Source organism: Ammoniphilus sp. YIM 78166, assembly GCF_004522215.1.
Taxonomy (GTDB): Bacteria; Bacillota; Bacilli; order Aneurinibacillales; family RAOX-1; genus YIM-78166.
In genome coordinates this window covers 167,938-192,337 of sequence record NZ_SDLR01000004.1, presented here as the reverse complement: position 1 = coordinate 192,337, position 24,400 = coordinate 167,938, and the positions used below count along the sequence as shown (strand labels likewise).

The 24,400-nt window shown below is 45.2% G+C and carries 25 protein-coding genes; 23 read left to right on the top strand and 2 right to left on the bottom strand.

Annotation, left to right across the window (positions count from 1 at the left end; translation table 11 throughout):
• Window positions 1-47: 47 nt before the first annotated feature.
• The 22 genes from nadA to EIZ58_RS17450 all read left to right on the top strand — a co-directional run bounded on the left by nadA (window position 48) and on the right by EIZ58_RS17450 (window position 21,163).
• Window positions 48-1,004 (top strand): quinolinate synthase NadA, encoded by a 957-nt coding sequence (gene nadA, locus EIZ58_RS17555; protein ID WP_134702192.1) that lies wholly within the window; start codon window positions 48-50, stop codon window positions 1,002-1,004.
• Window positions 1,005-1,098: 94 nt separating this feature from the next.
• Complete coding sequence (gene nadB, locus EIZ58_RS17550) at window positions 1,099-2,718, top strand: L-aspartate oxidase (RefSeq protein ID WP_134702191.1); 1,620 nt, start codon at window positions 1,099-1,101, stop codon at window positions 2,716-2,718.
• Window positions 2,708-3,562 carry a carboxylating nicotinate-nucleotide diphosphorylase gene (gene nadC, locus EIZ58_RS17545; RefSeq protein ID WP_134702190.1) on the top strand — a complete coding sequence of 285 codons (855 nt, stop codon included), beginning with the start codon at window positions 2,708-2,710 and terminating at the stop codon, window positions 3,560-3,562. Before nadB ends, nadC begins: the two co-directional genes overlap by 11 nt.
• A gap of 25 nt (window positions 3,563-3,587) precedes the next feature.
• A complete protein-coding gene (locus EIZ58_RS17540; protein WP_134702850.1) occupies window positions 3,588-4,361 on the top strand; it encodes a type III pantothenate kinase in 774 nt (257 codons plus the stop codon).
• Window positions 4,362-4,371: 10 nt separating this feature from the next.
• Complete coding sequence (gene hslO, locus EIZ58_RS17535) at window positions 4,372-5,253, top strand: Hsp33 family molecular chaperone HslO (RefSeq protein WP_134702189.1); 882 nt, start codon at window positions 4,372-4,374, stop codon at window positions 5,251-5,253.
• 13 nt (window positions 5,254-5,266) lie between these two features.
• Complete coding sequence (locus EIZ58_RS17530; protein WP_134702188.1) at window positions 5,267-6,154, top strand: peptidyl-prolyl cis-trans isomerase; 888 nt, start codon at window positions 5,267-5,269, stop codon at window positions 6,152-6,154.
• A gap of 80 nt (window positions 6,155-6,234) precedes the next feature.
• A complete protein-coding gene (cysK, locus tag EIZ58_RS17525) occupies window positions 6,235-7,164 on the top strand; it encodes a cysteine synthase A (protein ID WP_134702187.1) in 930 nt (309 codons plus the stop codon).
• Between the two features lie 94 nt (window positions 7,165-7,258).
• Entirely contained in the window at window positions 7,259-8,737 is a 1,479-nt protein-coding gene (locus EIZ58_RS17520) for an anthranilate synthase component I family protein (protein ID WP_134702186.1), read from the top strand.
• A 16-nt stretch (window positions 8,738-8,753) separates the two neighbouring features.
• Entirely contained in the window at window positions 8,754-9,332 is a 579-nt protein-coding gene (gene pabA / locus EIZ58_RS17515; protein ID WP_134702185.1) for an aminodeoxychorismate/anthranilate synthase component II, read from the top strand.
• Window positions 9,333-9,334: 2 nt separating this feature from the next.
• The gene (locus EIZ58_RS17510) at window positions 9,335-10,195 is read left to right on the top strand and encodes an aminotransferase class IV (RefSeq protein ID WP_134702184.1); all 861 of its coding nucleotides are present in this window, start codon (window positions 9,335-9,337) and stop codon (window positions 10,193-10,195) included.
• 22 nt (window positions 10,196-10,217) lie between these two features.
• Window positions 10,218-11,003, top strand: a complete 786-nt coding sequence (gene folP / locus EIZ58_RS17505; RefSeq protein WP_134702849.1) for a dihydropteroate synthase — start codon at window positions 10,218-10,220, stop codon at window positions 11,001-11,003.
• The gene (gene folB, locus EIZ58_RS17500; RefSeq protein ID WP_134702183.1) at window positions 10,984-11,343 is read left to right on the top strand and encodes a dihydroneopterin aldolase; all 360 of its coding nucleotides are present in this window, start codon (window positions 10,984-10,986) and stop codon (window positions 11,341-11,343) included. Before folP ends, folB begins: the two co-directional genes overlap by 20 nt.
• Before the next feature lie 4 nt (window positions 11,344-11,347).
• Window positions 11,348-11,881 (top strand): 2-amino-4-hydroxy-6-hydroxymethyldihydropteridine diphosphokinase, encoded by a 534-nt coding sequence (folK, locus tag EIZ58_RS17495; RefSeq protein ID WP_134702182.1) that lies wholly within the window; start codon window positions 11,348-11,350, stop codon window positions 11,879-11,881.
• Entirely contained in the window at window positions 11,833-12,045 is a 213-nt protein-coding gene (locus tag EIZ58_RS17490; protein WP_134702181.1) for a helix-turn-helix domain-containing protein, read from the top strand. The genes folK and EIZ58_RS17490 overlap by 49 nt, the downstream gene beginning before the upstream one ends.
• Window positions 12,046-12,066: 21 nt before the next feature.
• Window positions 12,067-13,074, top strand: a complete 1,008-nt coding sequence (gene dusB, locus EIZ58_RS17485) for a tRNA dihydrouridine synthase DusB (RefSeq protein WP_134702180.1) — start codon at window positions 12,067-12,069, stop codon at window positions 13,072-13,074.
• A gap of 152 nt (window positions 13,075-13,226) precedes the next feature.
• A complete protein-coding gene (greA, locus tag EIZ58_RS17480) occupies window positions 13,227-13,706 on the top strand; it encodes a transcription elongation factor GreA (protein WP_134702179.1) in 480 nt (159 codons plus the stop codon).
• 35 nt (window positions 13,707-13,741) lie between these two features.
• A complete protein-coding gene (gene lysS / locus EIZ58_RS17475) occupies window positions 13,742-15,253 on the top strand; it encodes a lysine--tRNA ligase (RefSeq protein ID WP_134702178.1) in 1,512 nt (503 codons plus the stop codon).
• A 921-nt stretch (window positions 15,254-16,174) separates the two neighbouring features.
• Entirely contained in the window at window positions 16,175-17,002 is an 828-nt protein-coding gene (locus EIZ58_RS17470; protein WP_134702177.1) for a transporter substrate-binding domain-containing protein, read from the top strand.
• A 159-nt stretch (window positions 17,003-17,161) separates the two neighbouring features.
• Entirely contained in the window at window positions 17,162-18,250 is a 1,089-nt protein-coding gene (locus EIZ58_RS17465) for a DctP family TRAP transporter solute-binding subunit (RefSeq protein ID WP_167577777.1), read from the top strand.
• 29 nt (window positions 18,251-18,279) lie between these two features.
• Window positions 18,280-19,338: a DctP family TRAP transporter solute-binding subunit gene (locus EIZ58_RS17460; RefSeq protein WP_134702175.1), complete on the top strand. Its 1,059-nt coding sequence runs from the start codon at window positions 18,280-18,282 to the stop codon at window positions 19,336-19,338.
• 72 nt (window positions 19,339-19,410) lie between these two features.
• Window positions 19,411-19,908, top strand: a complete 498-nt coding sequence (locus EIZ58_RS17455) for a TRAP transporter small permease (RefSeq protein WP_134702174.1) — start codon at window positions 19,411-19,413, stop codon at window positions 19,906-19,908.
• On the top strand, window positions 19,889-21,163 hold the full coding sequence (locus EIZ58_RS17450) for a TRAP transporter large permease (protein ID WP_134702173.1): 1,275 nt from the start codon (window positions 19,889-19,891) through the stop codon (window positions 21,161-21,163). Before EIZ58_RS17455 ends, EIZ58_RS17450 begins: the two co-directional genes overlap by 20 nt.
• Window positions 21,164-21,194: 31 nt before the next feature.
• Here the strand turns inward: EIZ58_RS17450 and EIZ58_RS17445 are convergent, their stop codons facing one another.
• The gene (locus EIZ58_RS17445; protein WP_134702172.1) at window positions 21,195-21,902 is read right to left on the bottom strand and encodes a response regulator; all 708 of its coding nucleotides are present in this window, start codon (window positions 21,900-21,902) and stop codon (window positions 21,195-21,197) included.
• Window positions 21,895-23,511, bottom strand: coding sequence for an ATP-binding protein (locus tag EIZ58_RS17440; RefSeq protein WP_205672251.1), 1,617 nt, complete (start codon window positions 23,509-23,511; stop codon window positions 21,895-21,897). The genes EIZ58_RS17445 and EIZ58_RS17440 overlap by 8 nt, the downstream gene beginning before the upstream one ends.
• Window positions 23,512-23,628: 117 nt before the next feature.
• Between EIZ58_RS17440 and EIZ58_RS17435 the strand changes: the two genes are divergently transcribed.
• Window positions 23,629-24,315, top strand: coding sequence for an HAD family hydrolase (locus EIZ58_RS17435; RefSeq protein WP_134702170.1), 687 nt, complete (start codon window positions 23,629-23,631; stop codon window positions 24,313-24,315).
• The last annotated feature ends 85 nt before the right edge of the window (window positions 24,316-24,400 follow it).

Genomic DNA, 24,400 nt, shown 5'->3' with positions numbered 1-24,400 from the left:
TACAATTCAGTAAAATAAAGGCCTACGTGTTAGGAGGGCATACCCATATGGAAGCGTTAGCGCTTGCGAAAAAAGCAGAGCGAAATGAAGAATTAAAGGAAAAAATCCTTCGCCTAAAAAAAGAGCGGAATGCTATTATTTTGGCACACTATTACCAAAGACCTGAAATTCAAGAGATTGCCGACTTTTTAGGGGATTCCTTTGGGCTGGCACAGAAGGCGAAGCAAACCGATGCGGATGTTATCGTATTCTGTGGCGTGCATTTTATGGGTGAGAGCGCGAAGATATTGGCTCCTAATAAGACGGTTTTAATCCCGGACGAACGAGCAGGCTGTCCGATGGCAGACATGGTCAATGTGGATGGATTGCGCAAGCTAAAAGCTCAGCATCCCAATGCCAAGGTTGTAGCATATATCAATACATCTGCGGATGTGAAGGCAGAAACCTATGTATGCTGTACTTCCTCTAATGCCAAGAATGTGATTGAAAACATCGATGCAGAAGAAATTATTTGGGTTCCAGATAAGAACTTAGGACACTATGTTTCCCAATTCACCGATAAGAAGATGATTATCTGGGAAGGTTACTGTAATACTCATGATCAACTTACAGTAGAGGATGTCTATCGGTTGCGCAAGGAGCATCCGAACGCTCAATTTGTTGTGCATCCAGAGTGCCGACCAGAGGTCGTGGAATTAGCCGATTTTGTAGGCAGTACCACGGGGATCCTCAAGTATTGCCGTGAATCTGCTCATGATGAATTTATCGTAGGGACAGAAGATGGTGTACTTTATCGCTTATCTCAAGACAGCCCGAACAAAAAGTTTATCTTTGCCTCGAAGTATTTGGTTTGTCCCAATATGAAGGTAAACAATTTGAAGAAGCTGGCTCAATGCTTAGAAACCATGCAACCTCAAATTTATGTGCCGCCGCAAGTCGCTGATGCAGCGCGTGCTTCTTTAGAGCGTATGCTGGAGTTTGAAGCAGAAACATACAAGGTTTAAGAATAAAACTGGTTACTTTTAGGTAAGAAGTATAAAATAGTGATACAATCACCGTTTTATACTTTTTTTCATTTCATGCGAAAGGATTAAAGAAATGGTTCCTCGATATCTAATTGACTTTTCGTTGGGAGATATGGACAAGCTTGAAACTGCAGTATGTATTGTAGGTTCTGGCATTGCGGGTTTATATACAGCTTTACAGATTGCGGAGGAAAAAGAGGTTATCTTAATCTGTAAAGAAGGATTATCGGAGAGCAACACGAACTATGCGCAAGGGGGCATTGCCGCCGTTATCAATAAAAAGGATTCCCCGGCCCTACATCGGCAGGATACTCTAATTGCTGGGGCTGGGCTTTGTTCCCATGAAGCGGTAGAAGTCCTGGTGAATGAGGGTCCTGAAGGGGTGTATGAGCTTATCCGCTATGGCACCCAGTTTGATAAAGAAGGGGATAAATATGCCCTCACCCAGGAGGGCGCCCATAGCCGCAGGCGAATTTTACATGCTCGCGGAGATTCAACTGGAGCCGAAATTGTAAGAGCCTTATCCGAACAGGCCAAAACGCATGAAAGAATACATATCCTGGAGTACCATTTTGCCATTGATCTAGTCACAGATGAAGGAGAATGTGTGGGCATTATCGTAGAAAATTCATATGGAGACAAGACGTTTATCCAGGCTGATGCTACGATCTTGGCAACGGGAGGAGCAGGCCAATTATATCGCTACACGACAAATCCTCCTGTCGCTACAGGGGATGGGATTGCGATGGCGTACCGAGCTGGAGCGCAAATCAAAGACGTTGAATTTATTCAGTTTCATCCAACTTCTTTGTGTTATCCGGGGGCTCCGCGCTTCTTAATTTCGGAGGCTGTTCGAGGAGAGGGAGCCGTATTAAGAAATATAAATGGTGAGCGGTTCATGGAAAAGTACCATCCCCAATTGGAATTGGCTCCTCGGGATATTGTGGCACGAGCGATCGTATCCGAAATTGAAGCGACAGAATCCACCTTTGTCTATCTCGATATCACCCATGAGTCGGAGGAGCTGATTAAGCATCGCTTTCCGACGATCTATCAAGTTTGTTTAAAGTATGGCTTAAACATGATTACGGATTGGATTCCCGTTGCGCCAGCTGCCCATTATATGATGGGTGGAGTCAAAACGGGCTTATGGGGTGAAACGACCGTTCCTCGTCTTTTTGCTTGTGGGGAAGTTTCCTGTACCGGTGTCCATGGAGCCAACCGTTTAGCGAGTAATTCGCTTTCGGAGGCGGTGGTGTTTGGCGCTAGAATTTCCAAAAAGGTAAAGGAGCTCGAGCCATTAAATAAAGACTTTTCCCACCTTTCCTTTTCCATTATGAGGAGCGGTAAGCCGGATGAGCATATTTTGGAAAAGAGATTGAAGCTGCAAAAAATGATGGTGCGGCAAGTAGGCTTGAAGCGTGATGAGAAGCGGCTTCAGAAGGCGAGGAAAGAAATGGAGCGCCAGGTTAAGCAGTTTAGCTTGCAGCCGAGTCATCCAGCCGAATATGAGTTTCTGAATTTGCTCACTTGTGCTATGCTCACGACGAACGCAGCTTTGCTTCGCGAGGAAAGCCGAGGAGGCCATTATCGAGAAGACTTCCCTAATCGGGATGATGTCATATGGAGAAAACATATCTTACAATCTATCCATGAAGGTGTCTTAGAGGAGAGAGGTACATATGATGATTAATGTAGAAAAGCTAAAACGCCAAATCCAGGATTGGCTAGAAGAAGACATTGGGTTTGGTGATATTTCCGTTCAGGCAACTGTGCCTGCTGAGGAGCAAGCCAAGGGCATCCTCTATGCCAAAGAATCAGGTGTAGTAGCAGGGTTAGAGGTGGCCAAGCTGGTATTTGAATCTGTGAATCCGCATCTTCAGTTCAGAGCGCTTGTGCAAGAAGGACAAGCCATTGAGAAAGGGGATGAACTGGCGGAAGTAGTAGGGAAAGCGCAAGCCATTCTGACGGGTGAACGTCTGGCTTTGAACTTGTTGCAGCGATTATCCGGGATTGCTACCATGACCAGTCGCTATGTCGCCCAAGCGCGAGAAGGCAGCGCTACGGTTCGTGTGGTCGACACCCGAAAGACGACTCCTGGATTAAGAATGTTAGAGAAATATGCCGTCCGTGTTGGTGGAGGTCATAACCATCGTTATGGGCTATTTGATGCCGTCATGATTAAAGACAACCATATTAAGGCATCTGGAGGCATTCAAGCAGCAGTAGAAGCATCTCGACAGTTTATTCCTCATACGATGAAGGTCGAAGTAGAAGTGGAGTCGCTAGCCCAAGTAGAAGAAGCGCTTCAAGCAAAAGCAGACATCATCATGCTGGATAACATGTCTACGGATGAGATGACGAAGGCTGTTGGCTTAATCGCTGGTAGAGCGGTTGTTGAGGCCTCAGGTGGAGTGACACTAGATACGATCGCAAATATTGCTAGGACGGGTGTAGATGTGATCTCGGTGGGTGCATTGACCCATTCCGTAAAAGCCCTCGATATCAGCTTAGATTTGAATCAAAGAAAACGCTAGGGCAGGGAGGGGTTCTATGGGTTCAATGATTCTAACGATGGATGTGGGTAACACCAACATTGCGCTCGGTGTATTCGATGGGGAGAAGCTTCAACATCACTGGCGAATTTCCACCGAGCGAAACAAGACGGATGATGAATATGGTTTGTTAGTGAAAAGCTTGTTTCGTGATGTAGGGCTAGAAGTTCAAGCGATTGAAGGGATTATTATCTCTTCTGTTGTCCCTCCTATTATGTACGCCTTAGAAACGATGTGCAGTAAATACTTTAACCGTAAGCCCCTTATCATCGGTCCAGGCGTAAAGACAGGAATGAATATTAAAGCTGAGAATCCTCGGGAAGTAGGGGCAGACCGGATTGTGAATGCCGTAGCAGCGATCCACTATTATGGTGCTCCCTTAATTGTTGTGGATTTTGGAACGGCAACGACCTTTTGCTACATTGACAAGAACGGTCAGTGGGCAGGAGGGGCTATTGCCCCGGGAATGAAAATTTCTACAGAGGCCCTATACAGTCGAGCCGCGAAATTGCCCCGTGTGGAGATTACCCATCCAGCCAGCGTGTTGGGGCGAAATACGATTGCAGCCATGCAAGCGGGAATCTATTATGGGATCGTGGGACAAGTCAACGAAATCGTAGGCAGGATGAAAGAAGAAGTGGGAGTGAATCCTAAGGTTGTTGCAACAGGAGGATTAGCCGAGCTGATTCGGGACGAGGCCCTTTCGATTGATATCGTGGATCCTTTCCTTACTTTAAAAGGACTCATGCTCATCTATGAACGAAACAAGAAAGAAAGGTAGGAGAACAAGCTTGAAGGATTATTTAGTTCGGGCCATCTCGAAGAATGGCAAGATCAGAGCTTTTGCTATTAAATCAACAGATACCGTAGAGGAAAGCCGAAAAAGGTTAGATACCTGGCCGGTTGCGAGTGCAGCTCTAGGAAGGTCGATTTCAGCTGGGGCCATGATGGGGGCCATGCTTAAAGGAAATGAGCGACTAACCGTCATTATCAAGGGCGGGGGACCAATCGGACAGATTGTGGTGGATGCCAACGCCAAAGGGGAAGTGAGAGGGTATGTAACGAATCCCCATATCCATTTCCCGCTTAATGCAAAAGGTAAGCTTGATGTAACGGCTGCGGTTGGTACAGATGGCCAGCTGATCGTAACCAAGGATCTAGGCTTAAAAGATCCGTACCATGGCAGTGTGGAGTTAATCTCGGGCGAGTTGGGCGAGGATTTTACCTACTACTTTGCCAAGTCCGAGCAAACGCCTTCGGCAGTAAGTGTGGGGGTACTTGTTAATCCGGATAATTCAATCAAGGCAGCGGGTGGCTTTATTATTCAATTGCTTCCTGGCCTAAGTGAAAAGGATATTGCTGAACTTGAAAAAAGATTAGGAGAAATCTCTCCGGTCTCCAAAATGATTGACGAAGGCTTATCGCCGGAAGAAATTCTTTATGAGGTGTTAGGGAAGGAAGACGTCGAAATCCTAGGTGATTTAGATATTGTTTTCTCTTGTCATTGCTCTACAGAAAGAATGGAAAATGCTTTAATCAGCTTAGGCCAAGAGGAACTGCAAAGTATGATTGAAGAGCAAGGGGAAGCAGAGCTTACTTGTCATTTTTGCAATGAGGTATACCATGTTGATAAGCCCAATCTAGAGAGATTGCTGCACATGGCGAAGAGATAGAGGGGTACCGGGGATGAAAAACGTAAGGCTTCTGTGGGGATTGGTTGGTTGTCTGTTGCTATTGCTTGCTGTCGTCGGTTGGAATTACAAAATCCTTCTCGGTACAAGACAAGTTGCTCAGGTGGGCAGTGTCATCATTACCGAAACGGACTGGACACAGGAGTTAAAAAGGCATTATGGACGAATGGTTCTTGAGAAGATGATCGATCGTGAGGTTGTCATTATGCAAGCCAAGCAAAATGGGATAACCGTAACAGATCAAGAGCTAGAGGTAGAACTGAACAAGCTATCCGAACGCTATGCTACCATTGATCAATTTTTTGGAGCGATCGGAAAAGGAACGGGTTTGGCTCCTGAAGATATAAAAGAAGAACTGCGCCATTACCTGCTCTTAGAAAAACTCGCTACACTGGATATCGAAATTAGTGAGCAAGAGCTTTATCGCCATTACCAGGAGAATCGAGCGCATTATAATCAGCCTCCCTTGGCTCGGATCTCTGCCATCTATTTGAAGGATAAAAAGGAAGCAGAGCAAGTGATTGAAGAGCTAAAGCAGGGCGCCGATTTTCAAACCTTAGCTAAAGAGAGATCAGTTGAGATCTATTCTTCTTCAAGTGGGGGGGACTTGGGTTGGGTGTCTTTACTTGGAGGAGATATGGAGCCACAGATTGCTGACGCTGCTCTGTCCCTTAAACCCGATGAAACGAGTGCCCCGATAGCTCTAGAAAAGGGCTATGCGGTGATTAAGCTTCATAAGAAGAAGGAAGCCGTTATACGCAACTTTGAAGATGTAAAAACTGAGATTAAGCGTGAACTGGCTCTTAATCAAGCAGGATCTCTAGAAAAGGTTCTCGAGCGATTAAGAAAAGGAATGGGCGTCCAGCAGTTCCAGAATAACTAAAAAGATTGACAAAAAAGTGGTATAGCTATTATAATTTCCTTAAAACCAACTAACTTACTCGGTATTGGAGGAAAAAACGGATGAGAGTAGCAAACTCGATTGTTGAGCTAATTGGAAACACCCCTTTAGTAAAGTTAAACCGTGTTGGAAATCCGGATCATGCTGATATTTATCTAAAACTAGAATTCTTCAACCCTGGAAGCAGCGTTAAGGATCGTATTGGTCTTGCGATGATCGAAGCAGCTGAACAAGAAGGAAAGCTAAAGGAAGGCGATACCATCATTGAGCCTACCAGCGGAAACACAGGGATCGGTCTTGCCATGGTAGCTGCGGCAAAAGGATACAAGGCGATTCTAGTTATGCCTGAAACCATGAGCTTAGAGCGCCGCAATCTTCTTCGCGCGTATGGAGCAGAGCTAGTATTAACTCCAGGACCTGAAGGAATGGGCGGAGCTATTCGCAAGGCAACTGAGCTTGCAAGCGAGCATGGCTACTTTATGCCACAACAGTTCGAAAACCCAGCCAATCCAAAGATTCACCGTGAAACGACTGGACAAGAGCTATTGGCTCAAGCAGCAGAGCTAGGCGGAATCGATGCATTCATATCTGGAATCGGAACAGGCGGAACGATTACAGGAGCGGGTCAAGTATTAAAGGAAAAATACCCGAACGTCCAAATCGTTGCGGTTGAACCTGCCGCATCTCCAGTCCTTTCTGGTGGAAAACCAGGACCACATAAGATTCAGGGTATCGGTGCGGGATTTGTTCCAAAAATCTTGAATACCGAGATCTACGATCAAATCATCACAGTCGAAAATGAAGCAGCATTCGAAACTTCTCGCCGTGTTGCAAGAGAAGAAGGAATCCTAGGCGGTATTTCTTCCGGGGCAGCTATATATGCCGCATTACAAGTAGCTGAGAAGCTAGGAAAAGGCAAAAAAGTAGTAGCGGTCATCCCGAGCAACGGAGAAAGATACCTCAGCACCCCGCTATATCAATTTGAAGAGTAGTAGCTTCAGAGCTGTCCCCCAGTGGGCAGCTCTTTTTGCATAAGCCTGTTATTATGCTAAAATAAACCTATCTAGTAAGTTTGGGAGTGACTTCATGATCGGGTTAACCAAAGAGCAGTATGATGGATTCTTACAGAAGGGTTACAATGCGATTCCTCTTATCGCTAGATGGGATCAAGTAACCGATCTTGCCAGTATATATGAGGCATTCTGTTCCAATCCCCTGGATGGAGGATTGCTCGAGAGCGGAAGAGCCGGAAAATATTCTTATGTTTCGTTTTATCCCCTTATGACGGTCAGCATCAAGCAGAGTCAGGTATCGGTTCAGTCTTCCGTTCTATCCTTGGAGCAGGAACCTCAGGGTGATCCATTAGCGATTATGAAGGAGATCATGGATCAATGGAAGGCGCCGCGTATGGAACAGGGACCAGATTGGAAAGGCGGAGCGCTCGGATTTATCTCGTATGATTTTGTTCAGCATCTTGAAGACATACCGAATCATGCGGAGGATGATCTGCAGCTTCCAGACCTTCATTTTACGCTTTATCGCGATGTGATTGTGATTGATCATGTGGACAAGGCTACCTACCTCATTACGAACGTTCTTCCTCGCTTGGATGATCATTATGAACAAGGATTGGAACGCCTGAAAGAGATGGAGGAGCGGCTTGAGAAGATCATGCCGGCATCGCCTGCTCCTTTTCCTCAAGGTAAGTTGCCGTCGTTGGAGATCCAACCCTCCTTAGCTAAAGAGCAGTTCGAGCAAGCGGTACGGCAAGTCCAGGAGTATATTCGCTCAGGGGATGTGTTCCAAGTGAACTTGTCCGTCAGGCAAGACTTCCCTCTTCAGACGTCTCCTTGGGAGATTTACAAGACATTAAGAAGAGTGAATCCTTCCCCTTATATGGGGTATTTGCATTATGCTGATTATCAAGTGGTATCCGGTTCACCAGAACTTCTCATTAAAGTTCAAGGCGATAAGCTGAGTACAAGGCCGATTGCCGGTACGCGGCCGCGGGGACATGACCGTGAAGAAGATCTTCGTTTAGCCCAAGAATTGATCGAAAATGAGAAAGAGCGAGCAGAGCATATTATGCTCGTTGATCTAGAACGCAATGATATGGGACGAGTTTGCCGTTTCGGCACGGTTCACGTAACGGATCTCATGGTGATTGAAGAATATTCTCATGTGATGCATATTGTCTCTCACGTGGAAGGGCAGTTGGCGGAAGGAAAGACAGCTTATGATGCCATCCGTGCTTGTTTTCCAGGAGGTACAATCACGGGAGCACCGAAGATTCGAACGATGGAGATTATCGAGGAACTAGAACCAGTGAAGCGTGGGATCTATACCGGTTCCATAGGGTGGATTGGCTTTGATGGTGATTTGGAGTTAAACATTGTCATTCGAACGTTACTTGCGAAGGATGGCATAGGACACGTTCAGGCAGGAGCAGGAATTGTTATTGACTCGAAGCCAGAAGCAGAGTATTATGAATCATTAAAGAAGGCTGAAGCCCTTCTGAAAGCCGTGCAGATCAGTCAAGAGAAGTATAAGTTGAGCCGAGTTTAGAGAGGAGAGGAAAAGCATGATTTTAATGATTGATAACTATGATTCATTTACCTACAATCTTGTTCAGTTTCTAGGGGAGTTAGGAGAGGAATTGAAGATCTACCGAAACGATAAGATTACCCTTGAGGAAATCGAAGCGTTAAACCCAGATCATATTGTGGTTTCTCCAGGACCATGTTCCCCCAACGAAGCAGGGATCAGCTTGCAAGTCATCGAGAAGTTTGCAGGCGTCATACCGATATTAGGTGTTTGTCTAGGCCATCAATCGATTGCACAAGCTTTTGGAGGGAAGGTCATTCGCGCCGAGCGGTTAATGCATGGGAAGACATCCTCTGTCTTCCATGATGGAAAAACGATATTTGAAGGAATCCCATCGCCCTACAAGGTGAATCGTTATCATTCCTTGATTGTAGAGAAGTCCTCCCTGCCGGATTGCTTAGAGATCTCAGCTTGGACGGAAGAAGGAGAGATTATGGCTCTTCGCCATAAGACCTTATTAGTCGAAGGGGTGCAATTCCATCCGGAATCCATCATTACGGATTATGGGAAGGAATTATTGAGGAACTTTATTCAATTAAAACGAGTAGGGATCTAATCATGAAGGTTTTTTTGAATGGGATCATTCAAACTGAAGAGGAAGCCGTGATATCAGTTTTTGATCACGGTTTTCTTTATGGTTTTGGTATGTTTGAAACCTTAAGAGCGTATCAAGGCAAGCTATTCTTATATGAACAGCATTATGAGCGATTATGGAGATCAGCAGAAAAGTATCAGATCACAATGAATAAATCTCAGTCTGAGCTGCAAAATGATATATACCATACAATGGAAGCCAATGGATTACAGGATGCTTATATCCGAGTGACGTTGAGCGGAGGAGCAGAAGGGTTAGGTCTGTATGGAGAGACCCATGCCAAGCCTACCTGGCTCATCATGGCCAAGCCTCTTGGCCCCATGTCCTCGGTGAAAAGTATGGTGACCCTCCAACTTCCTAGGTCCACACCAGAAGGATTAACAAGAGCGAAGTCCCTTTCCTATGCCAATGGCATCTTAGCGAAAAAAGAGCTGGTGCAGCGGAACCTGCCAACAGCAGAAGGGCTCTTTTTGAACACGGAGGGCTATATGGTAGAGGGAACGGTAAGTAACCTGTTTTTTGTGAAGAAGGGGCAGCTCTATACTCCACACAAGGATACAGGGCTATTGTCAGGTGTAACAAGGGATTGGATTATTCAATTATGTAAATATAAAGGGATCCCTATTCATGAAGGGTTCTATACCCTCGATGACCTGATGGAAGCTAAAGAAGTATTTATTACGAATTCGATACAGGAAATTGTAGCGATTGACCAGGTAGATGGAAGGGAAGTCCCCTCTGTTAAAGGTCCATTAACTTCCTATTTTATAGAACAATATCAACTCACTGTACAAAGATTAGGTGGTGATTCTATTGGCAATTGAGCTTGGGAAAAGAACACTAGTGATGGGAATTTTGAATGTAACACCGGATTCTTTCTCCGATGGAGGGAAATATCAGACGTTAGAGCAAGCGGTTCAACAAGCTCGTGTGATGGTTCAGGAAGGCGCAGATATCATCGATATTGGTGGCGAGTCAACCCGACCAGGTGCTCCGCAGGTTAGCGCAGAAGAAGAGCTTCGACGCGTAGTTCCCATTATTCAAGCCTTAAAACAAGAATTATCCGTTCCCATCTCCATCGATACATACAAAGCGGAAGTAGCAGATCGTGCGATTGTGGCAGGAGCTGACATGATTAATGATGTCTGGAGAGCACTCGACCCCGGCATGGCGGAAGTCGCATCCAAGCATCAAGTTCCGATAATTCTCATGCATAATAGAAACAATAATACATATACCGATATCATCCAAGACATGATGGACGATCTTCATGAAAGTATTCAAATGGTGAAAGCAGCCGGGCTGAGGGACGATTATATCTGGATTGATCCCGGCATTGGGTTCGCTAAGACGTATGAAGACAATCTCTACGTGATGGCTCATTTAGAGAAGCTCGTGGCGATGGGTTACCCCGTTTTATTGGCCACATCTAGAAAGTCCATGATTGGGGCCACGTTAGACTTGCCCGTGGAGGAGCGCTTAGAAGGCTCATTAGCTACGGTATGTTACGGCATACAAAAAGGATGTCAGATCGTCCGAGTCCATGATGTAAAAGAAACGGTTAGAGTATGTCGGATGATGGACAGGATGGTACAAAGGGAGGGGATAGCTTATGGACAAAATTTACTTTAATGGGATGGAGTTTTATGGCTATCACGGCGTCTACCCTGAAGAAAACAAGCTTGGACAACGCTATATAGTAGATATTGAGCTTTATTTAGACCTAAGTCGAGCAGGACAAACGGATAATCTTGATCATACCATTAATTATTCTCAGGTCTACGAGCTCTGTAAAGATACTGTGGAGAACGAAACCTATCAGCTGGTAGAAAAGGTGGCTCAGCAAATTGCCGAGAAATCGCTGCAGAAGTTCTCCCTATTAGATGAGCTCCTCGTTCGCGTAGTGAAACCAGATCCGCCAATTCCTGGACATTATGATTCTGTTGCCGTTGAAATTCGCAGAGGACGTTAAGAGTATGGTTGATTTTTATGTATCATTAGGATCAAACATGGGTGACCGTTTGGATTATCTTTCTAGAGCGATCAAGGCTCTGCGTCATCATTCCGGTATTCAGCTCGAAGCGGTCTCAAGCATCTACGAAACAGATCCCGTCGGATTCACCGATCAGCCTGCTTTTCTAAACATGGCTGCAGGCGGCAAAACGGATCTATCCCCCGATCAACTGTTAGAGGCCGTCATGGAAATCGAAAAAGGCTTAGGCAGGAAACGTGAGATTCACTGGGGACCGCGAACGATTGATATTGATATTCTGACCTATGGGCGGGTCACGGTAGAGGAAGAGAAGCTGCAAGTTCCTCATCCTCGTATGGCTGAAAGAGCTTTTGTATTGATTCCGCTAGCGGAGATAGCCTCTGTACTTCCTATATCCGTGGCTCCGAACGAATATAAAACGCCGACCCAACTGCTAGAGAAGGTTAAAGATAAGAGTGGTGTGAGATTATGGAAGTCCATCGATTGGGAAATAGAATTCGCGCTTACCGAAAGCTAAAAGGATACACCCAGCAAGAGTTTGCGGAAAAGATGGGGGTTTCTGTGGCCTTGTTAGGTTCAGTTGAACGCGGCATTAAAGAGCCAACCGAGGGCTTGCTGCAACGGATAGGCGATCTTCTGGGAATAGACGTAAAAGAGCTGCTAACGAGCCAAGAAAACTAATGATCGAGAGGATATAAAGGCATGAGTAAGTTAAAAATAGGGAACGTTGAATTGAAAAACAATGTAGTATTGGCTCCTATGGCTGGTGTGTGTAATCCCGCCTTTCGTTTAATTGCCAAGGAGTTCGGAACGGGTTTGGTCTGCGCCGAAATGGTTAGCGATAAAGCCGTGGTTCATAAGAACAAGAAAACGATGGAGATGCTTTTTGTAGATGACCGTGAAAAACCATTAAGCCTACAGATCTTTGGCGGGGAAAAAGAAAGCCTCGTGGCCGCTGCCCAATATGTCGATAAGCACACCAATGCCGATATCATCGATATCAATATGGGTTGTCCTGTGCCTAAAGTGGTGAGCTGCGAAGCCGGGGCCAAGTGGCTTCTTGACCCGAACAAAATTGAAGAAATGGTTTCAGCCGTGGTTGAGGCAGTCGATAAGCCTGTAACCGTCAAAATGAGGATCGGATGGGATGATGAACATATCTTCGCTGTCCAAAATGCGCAAGCGGTGGAGAGAGCAGGAGGACAGGCTGTAGCCGTCCACGGCCGTACACGCGTGCAGATGTACGAAGGGAAAGCAAACTGGGATATCATCGGTGAAGTAAAGAAAAATGTGAAGATCCCCGTGATTGGGAACGGAGATGTGGTGACCCCAGAGGATGCCAAGCGAATCCTAGATTTGACTGGATGTGATGGGGTGATGATCGGAAGAGGAGCATTAGGGAATCCATGGATGCTTTATCGCACCATTCATTATCTCGAGACCGGCGAATTACTATCAGAGCCTAACGCAAAGGAAAAAATCGACATATGCTTACTGCATGCGGATCGGCTTGTAGCTCTTAAAGGAGAGAAAATCGCCATTCAAGAAATGCGTAAGCATGCCGCTTGGTACCTAAAGGGATTAAAAAATTCCGCATGGGTTCGCCAAAAAATTAACGAGCAAGAAACAAGAGAAGGACTCGGCAAGCTTTTGTTCCAATACGTAGAGCAGCTCCAGGAATTAGAGGGAAAAGCAGAAGCGGTCCATTAATATTTGACAAGGGATAGCGATTCCCATATAATACCTATGATAAACAACCCTTAATAGGTAAGTTAGAGATTTACCACATATTTTTACCGTTTTTGCATATAATTCAGCATATTTCAGTTTGCATACAAATAAGCATCGGGGGGAATAAATCAATGTCTGAAAAAGAGGTTTTCCTGACACCGGAAGGACTAAAGAACTTAGAGGAAGAGCTAGAACATCTGAAATCTGTAAAGCGCCGTGAAGTTGCTGAAAGAATTAAGGAAGCAATTAGTTTTGGAGATTTAAGCGAGAACTCCGAGTACGAAGAATCTAAGAACGAACAGGCGTTTATTGAAGGGCGTATCATCACCCTTGAGAAGATGTTAAGAAATGCCCGCGTGATCAGCCAGGAAGACCTGGACCAAGGGGTTGTGAATGTAGGGACTACGGTTAAATTGAAGGATTTGGAATACGGGGATGTAGTGGACTACACGATCGTAGGATCCGCCGAATCTGATCCTGCCAATAACAAGATTTCTAACGAATCTCCTGTCGGACAGGCGCTTTTAGGAAAGTCTAAGGGAGCTGTAGTGGATGTTTCTGTACCAGCAGGTGTAATCCGCTATGAGATTATGGATATTAAGTTCAAGTAAATTTTAGTATAGGGTGTTAAGGGAGTTGATTTGCTATGTCCCAAGAAGAATTAAATGAATTGCTGCAGATCCGCCGAGATAAGTTAACTCAGCTGCGTGAGATGGGAATCGATCCATTTGGTAAGCGGTTTGATCGTACCCACTCAGCGGAAGAGATTCTCAAGACCTTCGGAGATCTGAGCAAAGAAGAATTAGAGAGCAACCCAGTGGAAGTAACGATCGCAGGAAGAATTATGGCTAAGAGGGGACAAGGAAAAGCAAGCTTCTCCCACATCCAAGATCGCACCGGAAAAGTTCAGATTTATGTTCGAGAGGATCAAGTAGGGGAAGAGTCCTATAAGATCTTTGATATGTGCAGTATCGGAGACCTGATCGGCCTGAAGGGCACCATCTTCAAGACCAATAAAGGTGAAACCACAGTCAAGGCGAAGGAATGCGTGTTGCTCACGAAGTCCCTTCGCCCACTGCCTGAGAAGTTCCATGGTCTTCGCGATATCGAAACCAGATACCGCAAGAGATACCTGGATCTGATCATGAATCCGGAATCGCTGAATACGTTTGTTACACGCAGTAAGATCCTTCAGTCAATGAGAAGATACCTCGACTCACGCGGCTACTTGGAGGTTGAAACTCCAACCATGCACTCCATTCCAGGGGGCGCATCGGCTCGCCCGTTTATCACGCATCATAATGCGTTAGATATGACGCTCTATATGCGTATTGCAACAGAGCTTCACTTGAAGCGTTTGATCGTCGGCGGATTGGAAAAGGTGTATGAGATCGGCCGCATCTTCCGAAACGAAGGGATCTCTACTCGTCATAATCCAGAGTTCACTTCCATCGAGCTTTATGAAGCCTATGCGGATTATCAAGACATTATGAAGTTGACCGAAGAAATGACGGCCCATATTGCCCAGGAAGTACTCGGTACCATGGTCGTGACATATCAAGGACAAGCTATCGACTTGACACCATCTTGGAGAAGGGTTCATATCGTCGAAGCTGTCAAGGAAGTAACGGGCGTTGACTTGTGGCCACAGATGAGCGACGAGGAAGCTCGCGCACTAGCGGCCCAACATGGAGTTCATGTATCGGCTGGCGCGAAGTACGGTCATGTCGTCAATGAATTCTTCGAGCAAAAAGTGGAAGAAACGTTGATCCAACCAACGTTTATCTATGGCCATCCGGTAGAGGTTTCTCCTCTAGCGAAGAAGAATGATGAGGATCCACGTTTCACGGATCGTTTTGAGTTGTTTATCGTAGCTCGTGAGCATGCCAATGCCTTCACCGAGCTCAACGACCCCATCGACCAGCGTGAACGCTTCGAAGCCCAGCTCCAAGAGCGTGCAGCAGGAAACGACGAGGCTCATATGATGGATGAAGACTTCATCGAATCTCTCGAATACGGAATGCCTCCTACAGGAGGACTCGGAATCGGGATCGACCGTCTCGTCATGTTATTGACCGATTCGCCATCTATCCGAGATGTGCTATTGTTCCCATTGATGCGTCATCAGCATCATGCGGATCATCAAGATGAATCGTAAGTTAGGAAGGTCCGGCCCGATGGGGTCGGGCTTTTTTGGTATGTGGAGCAGGCGGATCGCGATGAGGTACCGCAAGAGCGCGGTTCGTGCCCTGAACTGGGGAGATCTCTGGAATGAGGTATAGCCTGGCTCAAGTTTTTTAAGGGTTTTGGGTAATTTTAGTCTATTATTTTATGAGTGGTATCTAAACTTTCGTTTAGAGCCCTTCAATCTTAAGCTGCTTTTTAAGTAATTCGGCTTTTTTTTATGATCCTTGTCCGTTCCCGGACCTCATAACTGGCGTCCGGGTCCGTTTGGTCACAAAAATCTGGTTTTGCTCACGGAAAGGTGGTCGATACACACGAAAGGATACCGTATGCTCACATACCTGATACAATTCCAAATAACCAGTCTACTTTGATCACGAAACGGATTATTTTGCTCCCAATCCGGTAATGATTCCAAGAACTCGGCCAGCTTTTTCGAGATTGGGAGTGATTTTGGTCTACTTTTTTTAAGAGCAATCTAACTTTGGTTTAGAGCCTTCAATTTCAGGCTGCTTTTTTAAGTGTTTTCTATCATCCCATGCCCATCCCGGGTTCGGATGCTCACCATATTTCTGATTTGCTCACATACCTGGTACAATTCCAAATAACGGTTCCACTTTAATCACGAAACCGAGGATTTTGCTCCCAATCCGGTAATGATTCCAAGACCTCGCTCAGCTTTTTTAAGATTGGGAGTGATTTTGGTCTACTTTTTTCTAAGAGCAATCTAACTTTGGTTTAGAGCCTTTAATTTTAAGCTGCTTTTTAAGTGTGTTCTTCCATCCCATGCTCACCCCGGAGGGCTAGTAAGCCCCCCACCCAAAACTTTCAGGTATAAATCCCCTAGCTTGTCACTACATATCTAGAGAGCGAACTTTATGGGGGTATTGTTCATATGAAAAATCCTTTTGTCCTGCTAGTGATAATGATGACACTGCTCATGGGATGCAATGCGAAAGAGACCACGACTGTACCTTCGAATTCGTCGGAAACGCCGACTCAGCCAGCCATGCCTACGCCTGCAACGGGGGGCCCTGCCCAAGCACCTAATGAACAAAAACTCTTTACGTTTGCAATTGCAGCTCAGTTTAAGCCGTTTAACTTTGAACAGGATGGCAAGCCTACTGGCTTTGATGTGGAGGTGGGGGAAGAGATCGCAAGGAGATTGGGCATGGAGCCACAGGCGATAAGGGAACCCTATGAAACACTACTTGAAGGGGTTAAAGGGCAGAAGTATAATGCCGTAATCAGTAGCTTATCGGCTACGCCTCAGAGAGCAGAAGAGGTAGCTTTCACCGTTCCTTATTATCGGACGGGAGCTCAGCTTTTCGTAAAAGCAGATAATGAAAATATCAACCCAACCGAACTGAAAGAGAAGTCTATAGGTGCCGTAGATGGATCTGTTTATCACTGGCTGGCTAAGCAGCACAGCAAAAAGGTAAAAGGCTATCCGAATTATAATGAGCTGTTTCAGGCATTAAGTGAGGGTAAAGTAGAGGGGATCGTGATGGACCGCATGATGGGGCTCATCGCTATAAAAGATCAGAATCAGCCTATTAAGCCAGCTGGTGATCTTCTTCACGAAGATCAAGTGGCGATCGCGGTGCATAAGGATCATACCGAACTGGTCAACCAAATCAACCAAGCGATAACCGAGATGATGGCAGATGGAACCTATGAAAAAATAAGTGTAAAATGGCTAGGTGTGGATATTTCTAAATAATTCTCTGGAACATAAAAGGGGTCTGGCTCACACAAACGGTGAGTCGGATCCCTTTACCTTTGGTTTCTTTGATTACCAAACGAGACCAAAAAGAACTAAAAAACCAATATGGCCATAAGATTGTGTTACAAGCCTGGGGAAAATAAAATAAGATCAGAAATGAAAACGGTTTACATCGAGCCGAACATTTCAACTGGAGGTACGTTGGTTTTGAAGAGCATGACGGTGTGGTTATCATTAATCGTTTTACTACTGGGGTGCAGTCCTAGAGCAATTGATTATGATCAAGTAGGGGCGCATGATAAGCTCATTATCCGTTTCTCCCATGTGACGGGAGAAGAAACCCCAAAAGGTCTAGCCGCCAAACGATTCAAGGAGATTGTTGAAACTCGTAGTGATGGAAAGATAGAAGTTCAAGTTTTTCCTAACTCGACGCTGTTCTCTGACAAAGAGGAGTTAAAAGCGTTGAAGAGAGGGGAAATTCAACTGATTGCTCCGGCGACTTCGAAGGTATCTCCTTTAGTTCCAGAAGCCTTATTATTTGATCTTCCTTACCTTTTTCATAACCAAGATGATGTGTGGAAGATTGCAGATGGACCTATAGGTGAGGAATTGAACCAGTTGCTAGAGAAACAAGGGTACAAGATGCTTGCGGTCTGGGATAACGGATTTAAGCAGCTGACGAATAACCGTCATCCGATAGAACGCCCAGAGGATTTTAAGGATTTAAGTTTTCGCATCATGCCAAGTAAGGTTCTCGCGAAGCAGTTTGAATCCGTAGGCAGTACTAGTATGGTTCTAGCTTTTGATGAGCTTTATACGGCGTTAGAGCAAGGACATGTCGATGGTGAAGAAAATACGGTGTCCAATATTTATAGCAAGAAGCTGTATCTGACGCAGAAATACATGACCAAAAGCGATCATGGATACCTTGGCTATTTTGTTTTGACTCAAAAAGAGTTTTGGGAAGCGATCCCACCAGAGCAAAGAGAGCTGCTAGAGCAAGCTTTAGTGGAAGTGACAGAGTGGGAGAGGAACCTGGCCTTAGATATTGATATAAAGGAATACGAAGCTCTAAAAGCCATACAGGGCTTAGAAATTTACGAGCTGAGTGAAGAAGAAAAGCAGCAATGGCGAGAGGCTTTTTATCTGACCTATGAATGGTTTGCCTCGCAGACCCAGGATGAAATTATTAAAGGATTTATTACCGAGATCTTTGAAGAGGGCACCTCCTCTAAAGATAAATAAAAAAATAAGGAAAATGGGGGAATTTCAAAATGAAAAAATTAGCATCCGCTTTCTTAGCAAGCGCAATGGCCGTATCTCTTGTAGGTTGTGGCGGCGGTGGACAAGCTCCAGTAGCTGAGCAGCCGAAAGGTCAAGAACAGAAGCCGGCAGCAGAAGCTCCAAAGGAGCAGATCGTAATCAAGTTTTCTCACGTAACAGCCCCTGAGAGTGTAAAAGGGAAAGCAGCACAAAAATTTGCTGATCTGGTAGCTGAGAAAACAGGCGGACAAGTGAAGGTGGAAGTGTATCCTTCCTCTCAGTTATATGGTGATAAAGATGAATTAGATGCTCTTGTAGCTGGAAACGTTCACATGATTGCCCCATCCGTAACGAAGATGGTGAAGCTTGACCCTCGTTGGCAGTATGTAGATATGCCGTTCTTGTTCCAAGACCGCGCTCATGCGATTAAATTCTTCGAGAGCGATGTAGCGAAGTCACTTCTTCAAGGGGATGCGCTTGTATCCAATGACATCTTAGGTCTTGTTTTCTGGGAAAACGGATTCAAGAACTTTACGAATAACAAAAAGCCTTTAGTTACTCCAGCTGACTTTAACGGACTAAAATTCCGTTCCCAAGCAGGTAAAGTGCTAGAAGCTCAGTTTAAAGCGGTAGGTGCAGGTTCTGCAACCATTCCATTCGGCGAAACGTATGCAGCCCTTCAACAAGGAACCGTAGATGGACAAGAAAATACCTTTGATAACATGCATACGCAAAAGTATCAAGAAGTTCAAAAATACATGACGGTAAGTAACCATGGACGTTTGGATTATGCGGTATTCGTAAACAAGCCGTTCTGGGAAGGCATGCCTGAAGATGTACGTGCAAAAGTAGAGGAAGCTTTGAAAGAATCTACTACCTATGAGCTTGAATTAGCGGAAGGCCAGAACCAGAAGGCTTATGAAGAGTTGAAGGCGTCTGGAAAACTTGAAGTAACGGAATTAACAGATGAGCAGCGTGCAGAGCTAGAGAAAGCTTTTGCGAAGGTATACGAAGAATTTACGCAAACCATTACTCCTGAGTTGATCGACGGAATCAAAGCTTTGAAATAAGTAAGAGCAGGTCATAGGGCACTTATAAACGTTAAGTGCCCTTCCTATAGATAGATTGAAGGAGGAAATGAAATGCCGAGTTGGAGAAAGGCTTGGGATTTGTTTGAAGATGTGACCGCGGGAACGTTTTTTTCTGTGGGGATTGCCCTTATTTTTTATGGTGTTCTCATGCGCTACGCGTTTAATGAACCCAAAGCTTGGGTAGAGGAAATTGCAAACTATACGATTGTCTGGGGCGCCTTGTTAGGGGTACCGATCGCTTTAAGAAATAACCATCATATTCAAGTCGATATGGTATACGAAAAAATGTCAAAGCCGGTTCGCAAGTTTATGGACCTATTCGCGAATAGCATGGGCATTCTATTCTGTCTTTTTTATACGTATTACGGTTACTTGTTAGTAGCCAAACGATTTGGTTCCGGCATGGTTTCGATGGACGTAGGTGTACCTATGTGGATTGTTTACTTAATATTGCCAATTTCCGGAATACTGTTCCTGTTCCGGTTTATCGATAGACTCGTTGGTGTCCTTCAAGGAAAGGAGGATAAAAATGACCCTCATCTTGTTTAGTATTTTCATCGTAATGATGCTGTTGCGTGTGCCGATCGCCATCAGTTTGGCGCTTGCTACGATCTTTGTATTAATGCAAGAAAACTTTAATATGAACATGGTGCCTCAACGGATGTTTTCAGCTTTGGATTCCTTTCCGCTGATGGCGATACCTGGATTCGTTTTAGCAGGGGTTTTATTGGCTCGTGGGGGAATTTCCAAGTATCTAATCGAAGCGTTGCGTACGTGGGTTGGACATTTGCCAGGAGGCTTGTCTGTAGTAACGATTTTAGCTTGTATGATTTTTGCTGCTATCTCCGGATCAAGTCCAGCAACCGCTGCTGCCATTGGATCGATCATGATCCCAGCAATGGTGAGTGCCGGTTATGATAAGAAGTATGCCATGGGTCTTGTAGCAGCAGCCGGAACGTTAGGAATCCTGATCCCGCCCAGTATCCCGCTGATTATCTACGGGATTACAGCAGAAGAATCCATCGGAAAGCTGTTTATGGCTGGCGTCATCCCAGGCGTATTACTAGGGGGCGTGTTGATCGTTTCGGCGATTTTCTATGCGAAGAAGAATGGCTATGGAATACAGGCGAAAGAATCCAATGAAGTGCGGATTAAAGCTTCGATTAAAGCTCTATGGGGAGCATTCTTACCGATTCTCATCCTTGGTAGCATCTACACAGGGGTGGCCACACCGACGGAGTCCGCGGTGATCGCCGTTGCCTATGCCATTATCGTATCTACGATTATTTATCGTGAAATGAGCTTTAAGGATGTACGTCCGATCCTGGTTGAATCCATAAACATTACCTCGATGATCTTCTTAATCATCGCAGCAGCAAGTTTATTTGGGCTTTACCTCACCAATGCGCAGGTTCCGCATCATGTAGGAGAATGGATCGCGCAAAGCAATATGAATAAGTGGATTTTCTTCATTATCATTAATATCTTGTTCTTTATCATGGGTACCTTCTTAGAGGCTGTATCGATTATCTTGATCACGTTACCGATCATCCTACCGATTATCAAGCACCTAGGCATCGATCCGATCCATTTTGCTATCATCATGACCGTAAACATGGAGCTAGCCATGATCACTCCGCCTGTAGGGCTCAACCTCTTTGTTGTAGCAGGGATTGCAAAAGAAAAACTGGGTGCAGTTGTAAAAGGCGTGGTCCCTTTCATCATCCTGTTTGTGGTGGTATTGGCGTTACTGATCATTTTCCCTGAGTTGTCCCTCTGGCTGCCGGATAAAATGATGAAATAAAATGAAGAGGAGTAGTCCGCAGAAACAGCGGCTACTCCTTTTTGGCTAGATATCGATTGATCGGTCTGCCTACAGAACCGTATTGAATTTCAATTTGGACTTTCCCGACCTTCTCCAAGAAGTCGAGGTATCTTCTAGCCGTCACTCGGGCTAAGCCCACCCCTTCTGCTACTTCCTCAGCTGAAAGGGCTTGGGTTTGCTTAAGCAGGAAGAGAAGTACCTGCTTAAGCGTAAGCTCATTTAATCCTTTCGGGATATCGGTCTGAATAGGATCTGTTGCTTCTTTTTCTGGTGGTGCCAGCTGTTTGGCGGCTAAATGGCGGTCGATTTCTTCTTGATCCAAAAGGTCCTTGGTTAATGCCTGCCGTAGGGTTCTATAAGATTCGAGAGCGCCCTTGAACCGGTCAAATCGGAAAGGCTTCATAATGTAATCGATGGCACCGTAGCGAAATACCTTCTGAACCGTTTCTGAATCACGGGCGGCTGTCACTAAGATGACATCGACGGGATCGTTGCGCTTGCGTATCTCGGCGAGTGTTTGGAGGCCGTCTAGATCAGGCAGGAAGATGTCTAGGATGATCAGATGCGGCTCCACTTTGATCATGAGATCCAAGGCCTCTATACCAGAGCGGGCCAGTCCAACAATTTCGAACCCTCCTGTAGCTTCAACGAACCCCTTATTGACCTCCATGACCATGGGATCATCTTCTACGATCATGATTTTTATTTTCTCATCCATGGCTTTCTCCTCCTCCCGTTTCGGGATGCTTGGGGATTAGGATATCAAAACGGGTGCCTGTAGAGGGATCCGATTCTAATTCAATCGTTCCTCCAGCATTGACCACGTATTGATGGATTAAAGCTAAGCCAATCCCCCGATTTTTATTTTTATTTACTTTTGTGGAAAAGCCTTGAACATAGATCCAGTCCCGGATGTCTTCAGGGATGCCAGGGCCGTTATCTTCAACGACGATGTGCAGCTCATCCTCATTATCCCGGATCATGCAATAGATCTTGCGTTTTTCATCTCGTCCCTGAAGCGCTTCCATTGCATTCTCGATTAAATTACCGATGATCGCCACCATTACACTGGCATCCCATTGTTTGGGAATCTCTCGAAGCCGGCTGTTGCGGTCAATATGAAGCTCGATGCCAAGCTCTTTCGCTCGGCTAATTTTACCTAACAGCAGACCTGATAGACTATAGTCACAAATTTGATTGGTCAGGAAGGCAGCGAGTTCTTCTTGCTGTTCGGTTGTGTCAAAAATATAGTTGATAGCCTGCTCGCTCTTCCCCAGCTGAATTAATCCGGCGATCGTATGCAGCTTGTTCATATATTCATGATTTTGCACACGTAAGGCTTCTATAAACTGCTTGACCCCTGTGAGCTCCTCAGCAAGATTAAAGATGGTGGTCTTATCTTGAAAGTTAGCCACAGCTCCAACAATGGTCCCCTTAATCTTGATCGGAAGGGCGCTTACTAGAATTCGAGTATTGCCAATCATGCGATCTTGATTATATTGGGGAATACCCGTTTTTAAAACATGAGTGAGCTGGGTATCGGGTATGACGTCATCCACCTTCTGCCCGATGACAGGGGGATTGAGCTGAAGGATTTGACAGGCCTTTGGATTCGCAATGGTAATCCGTTGATTGGCATCGATTGCAATAATTCCTTCGCCTATCGAGTGGAACACGGCACTTCGCTCTTCTAATAACTTGGCGATTTCATTCGGCTCCAAATTAAACATTTGCTTCTTAATATTATAAGCAAGGGCGAATGCGCCAAACAAGCCAAAAAACAAGGCCAAGAACAAAGAGAAATAAAGATCATTGCGATATTCTTCAAGCAATTTTAGATAGGTGGGGGTAACCATCCCGACAACCACGACTCCTACTTGCTTAGAGCCTCTCATCAGAGGCACGAACGCCCGGATGGAAGGACCATTAATTCCGACAGCTCTCGAGATATAGGCATGCTCAGCAAAAGCAGGCCCTTCATCTCCACCTTCAAAAAGAGTGCCCACCATCTCTGACAGGGGGTGTGAATAACGCGTTTTATTCATATCCAATACCACAATGTATTCGACATTGGTGGCTAAACGAATCTTGTTGGCAATCGGCTGGATGATCTGATAGCCAACGGGATTGCCCACATAATCGACTACTTCATCCACTTGGGCTACCGTTCGAGCAATGGATAAAGCTCGTTGGCCCAGTTCCTTTTCAATAGCCCGATAGACTTGTTCGATGAGAATAGCCCCACTGATGCCAGAAGATAAAAGAACCAGACAAAAAACCAGGATACCGATTTTGGTCCGGAGGCTAAAAGGCACTTTACGTCTCATGGTGTCTCCCATACAAAAAATAGACATGCTAATTTGCTTATAAGTATAGCATATTTATATTATATTTAGGATGAGTCCAGTTAGGTAAAGCTAAAAACGATAAAGGAGGATGATGAAATGAAAAACATTCCTTTTGCCGTGCTCTTTGATATGGATGGAACCTTATTAAAGACCGAAGAGGTGGCCGTCCCGGCTTTCACCCAGACATTCCAGAAGTTGAAGGACGAAGGCGTATTTCAGGATCCCATTCCAACCGAAAAGGAAATCACCGATGTATTTGGGATGACGCTAGAAGAAATATGGAACAAGCTGCTCCCAGGACAGGATGAGGAAACCAAAAAAAGGGCAGATCGTATGATGCTCGATTATGAGCTCGAGATTTTAAAGCAGGGGAACGTCCACTTGTATCCAAGCGTAAAAGAGACCTTGCAACAGCTTAGAAGTAAAGGGATCCCGTTCTTTGTAGCCAGCAATGGGTTAGACGAATACATAAAAGGAGTCTGCGAGTGCTTCGGTCTGACGGACTGGTTTGAGGACTTGTACAGTGCAGGAAGATTCCAAACAGAAACCAAGGATGATCTGGTCGCCAAGTTGCTTCATGATTATGGGGTTAAAGAAGCCATTATGGTGGGCGATCGGAAGTCTGATGTTCAAGCCGGTAAAGCGAACAAGCTGTACACTGTTGGGTGTGCCTTTGGATTCTCGAACCAAGGAGAACTAGAAGGAGCCGATGTGATTATCAAAGATTTCAAAGATGTATTGCCTATTGTAGAGGAACGATTAAACGAGGTAAAGATGGGCTAGAATAATAGTGTGAAGAGTTGCGAAATTGGATAAATAATACTATAATTATAGTCAAAGAAAGTCAAAGTCAAAGGATGCGATGTAT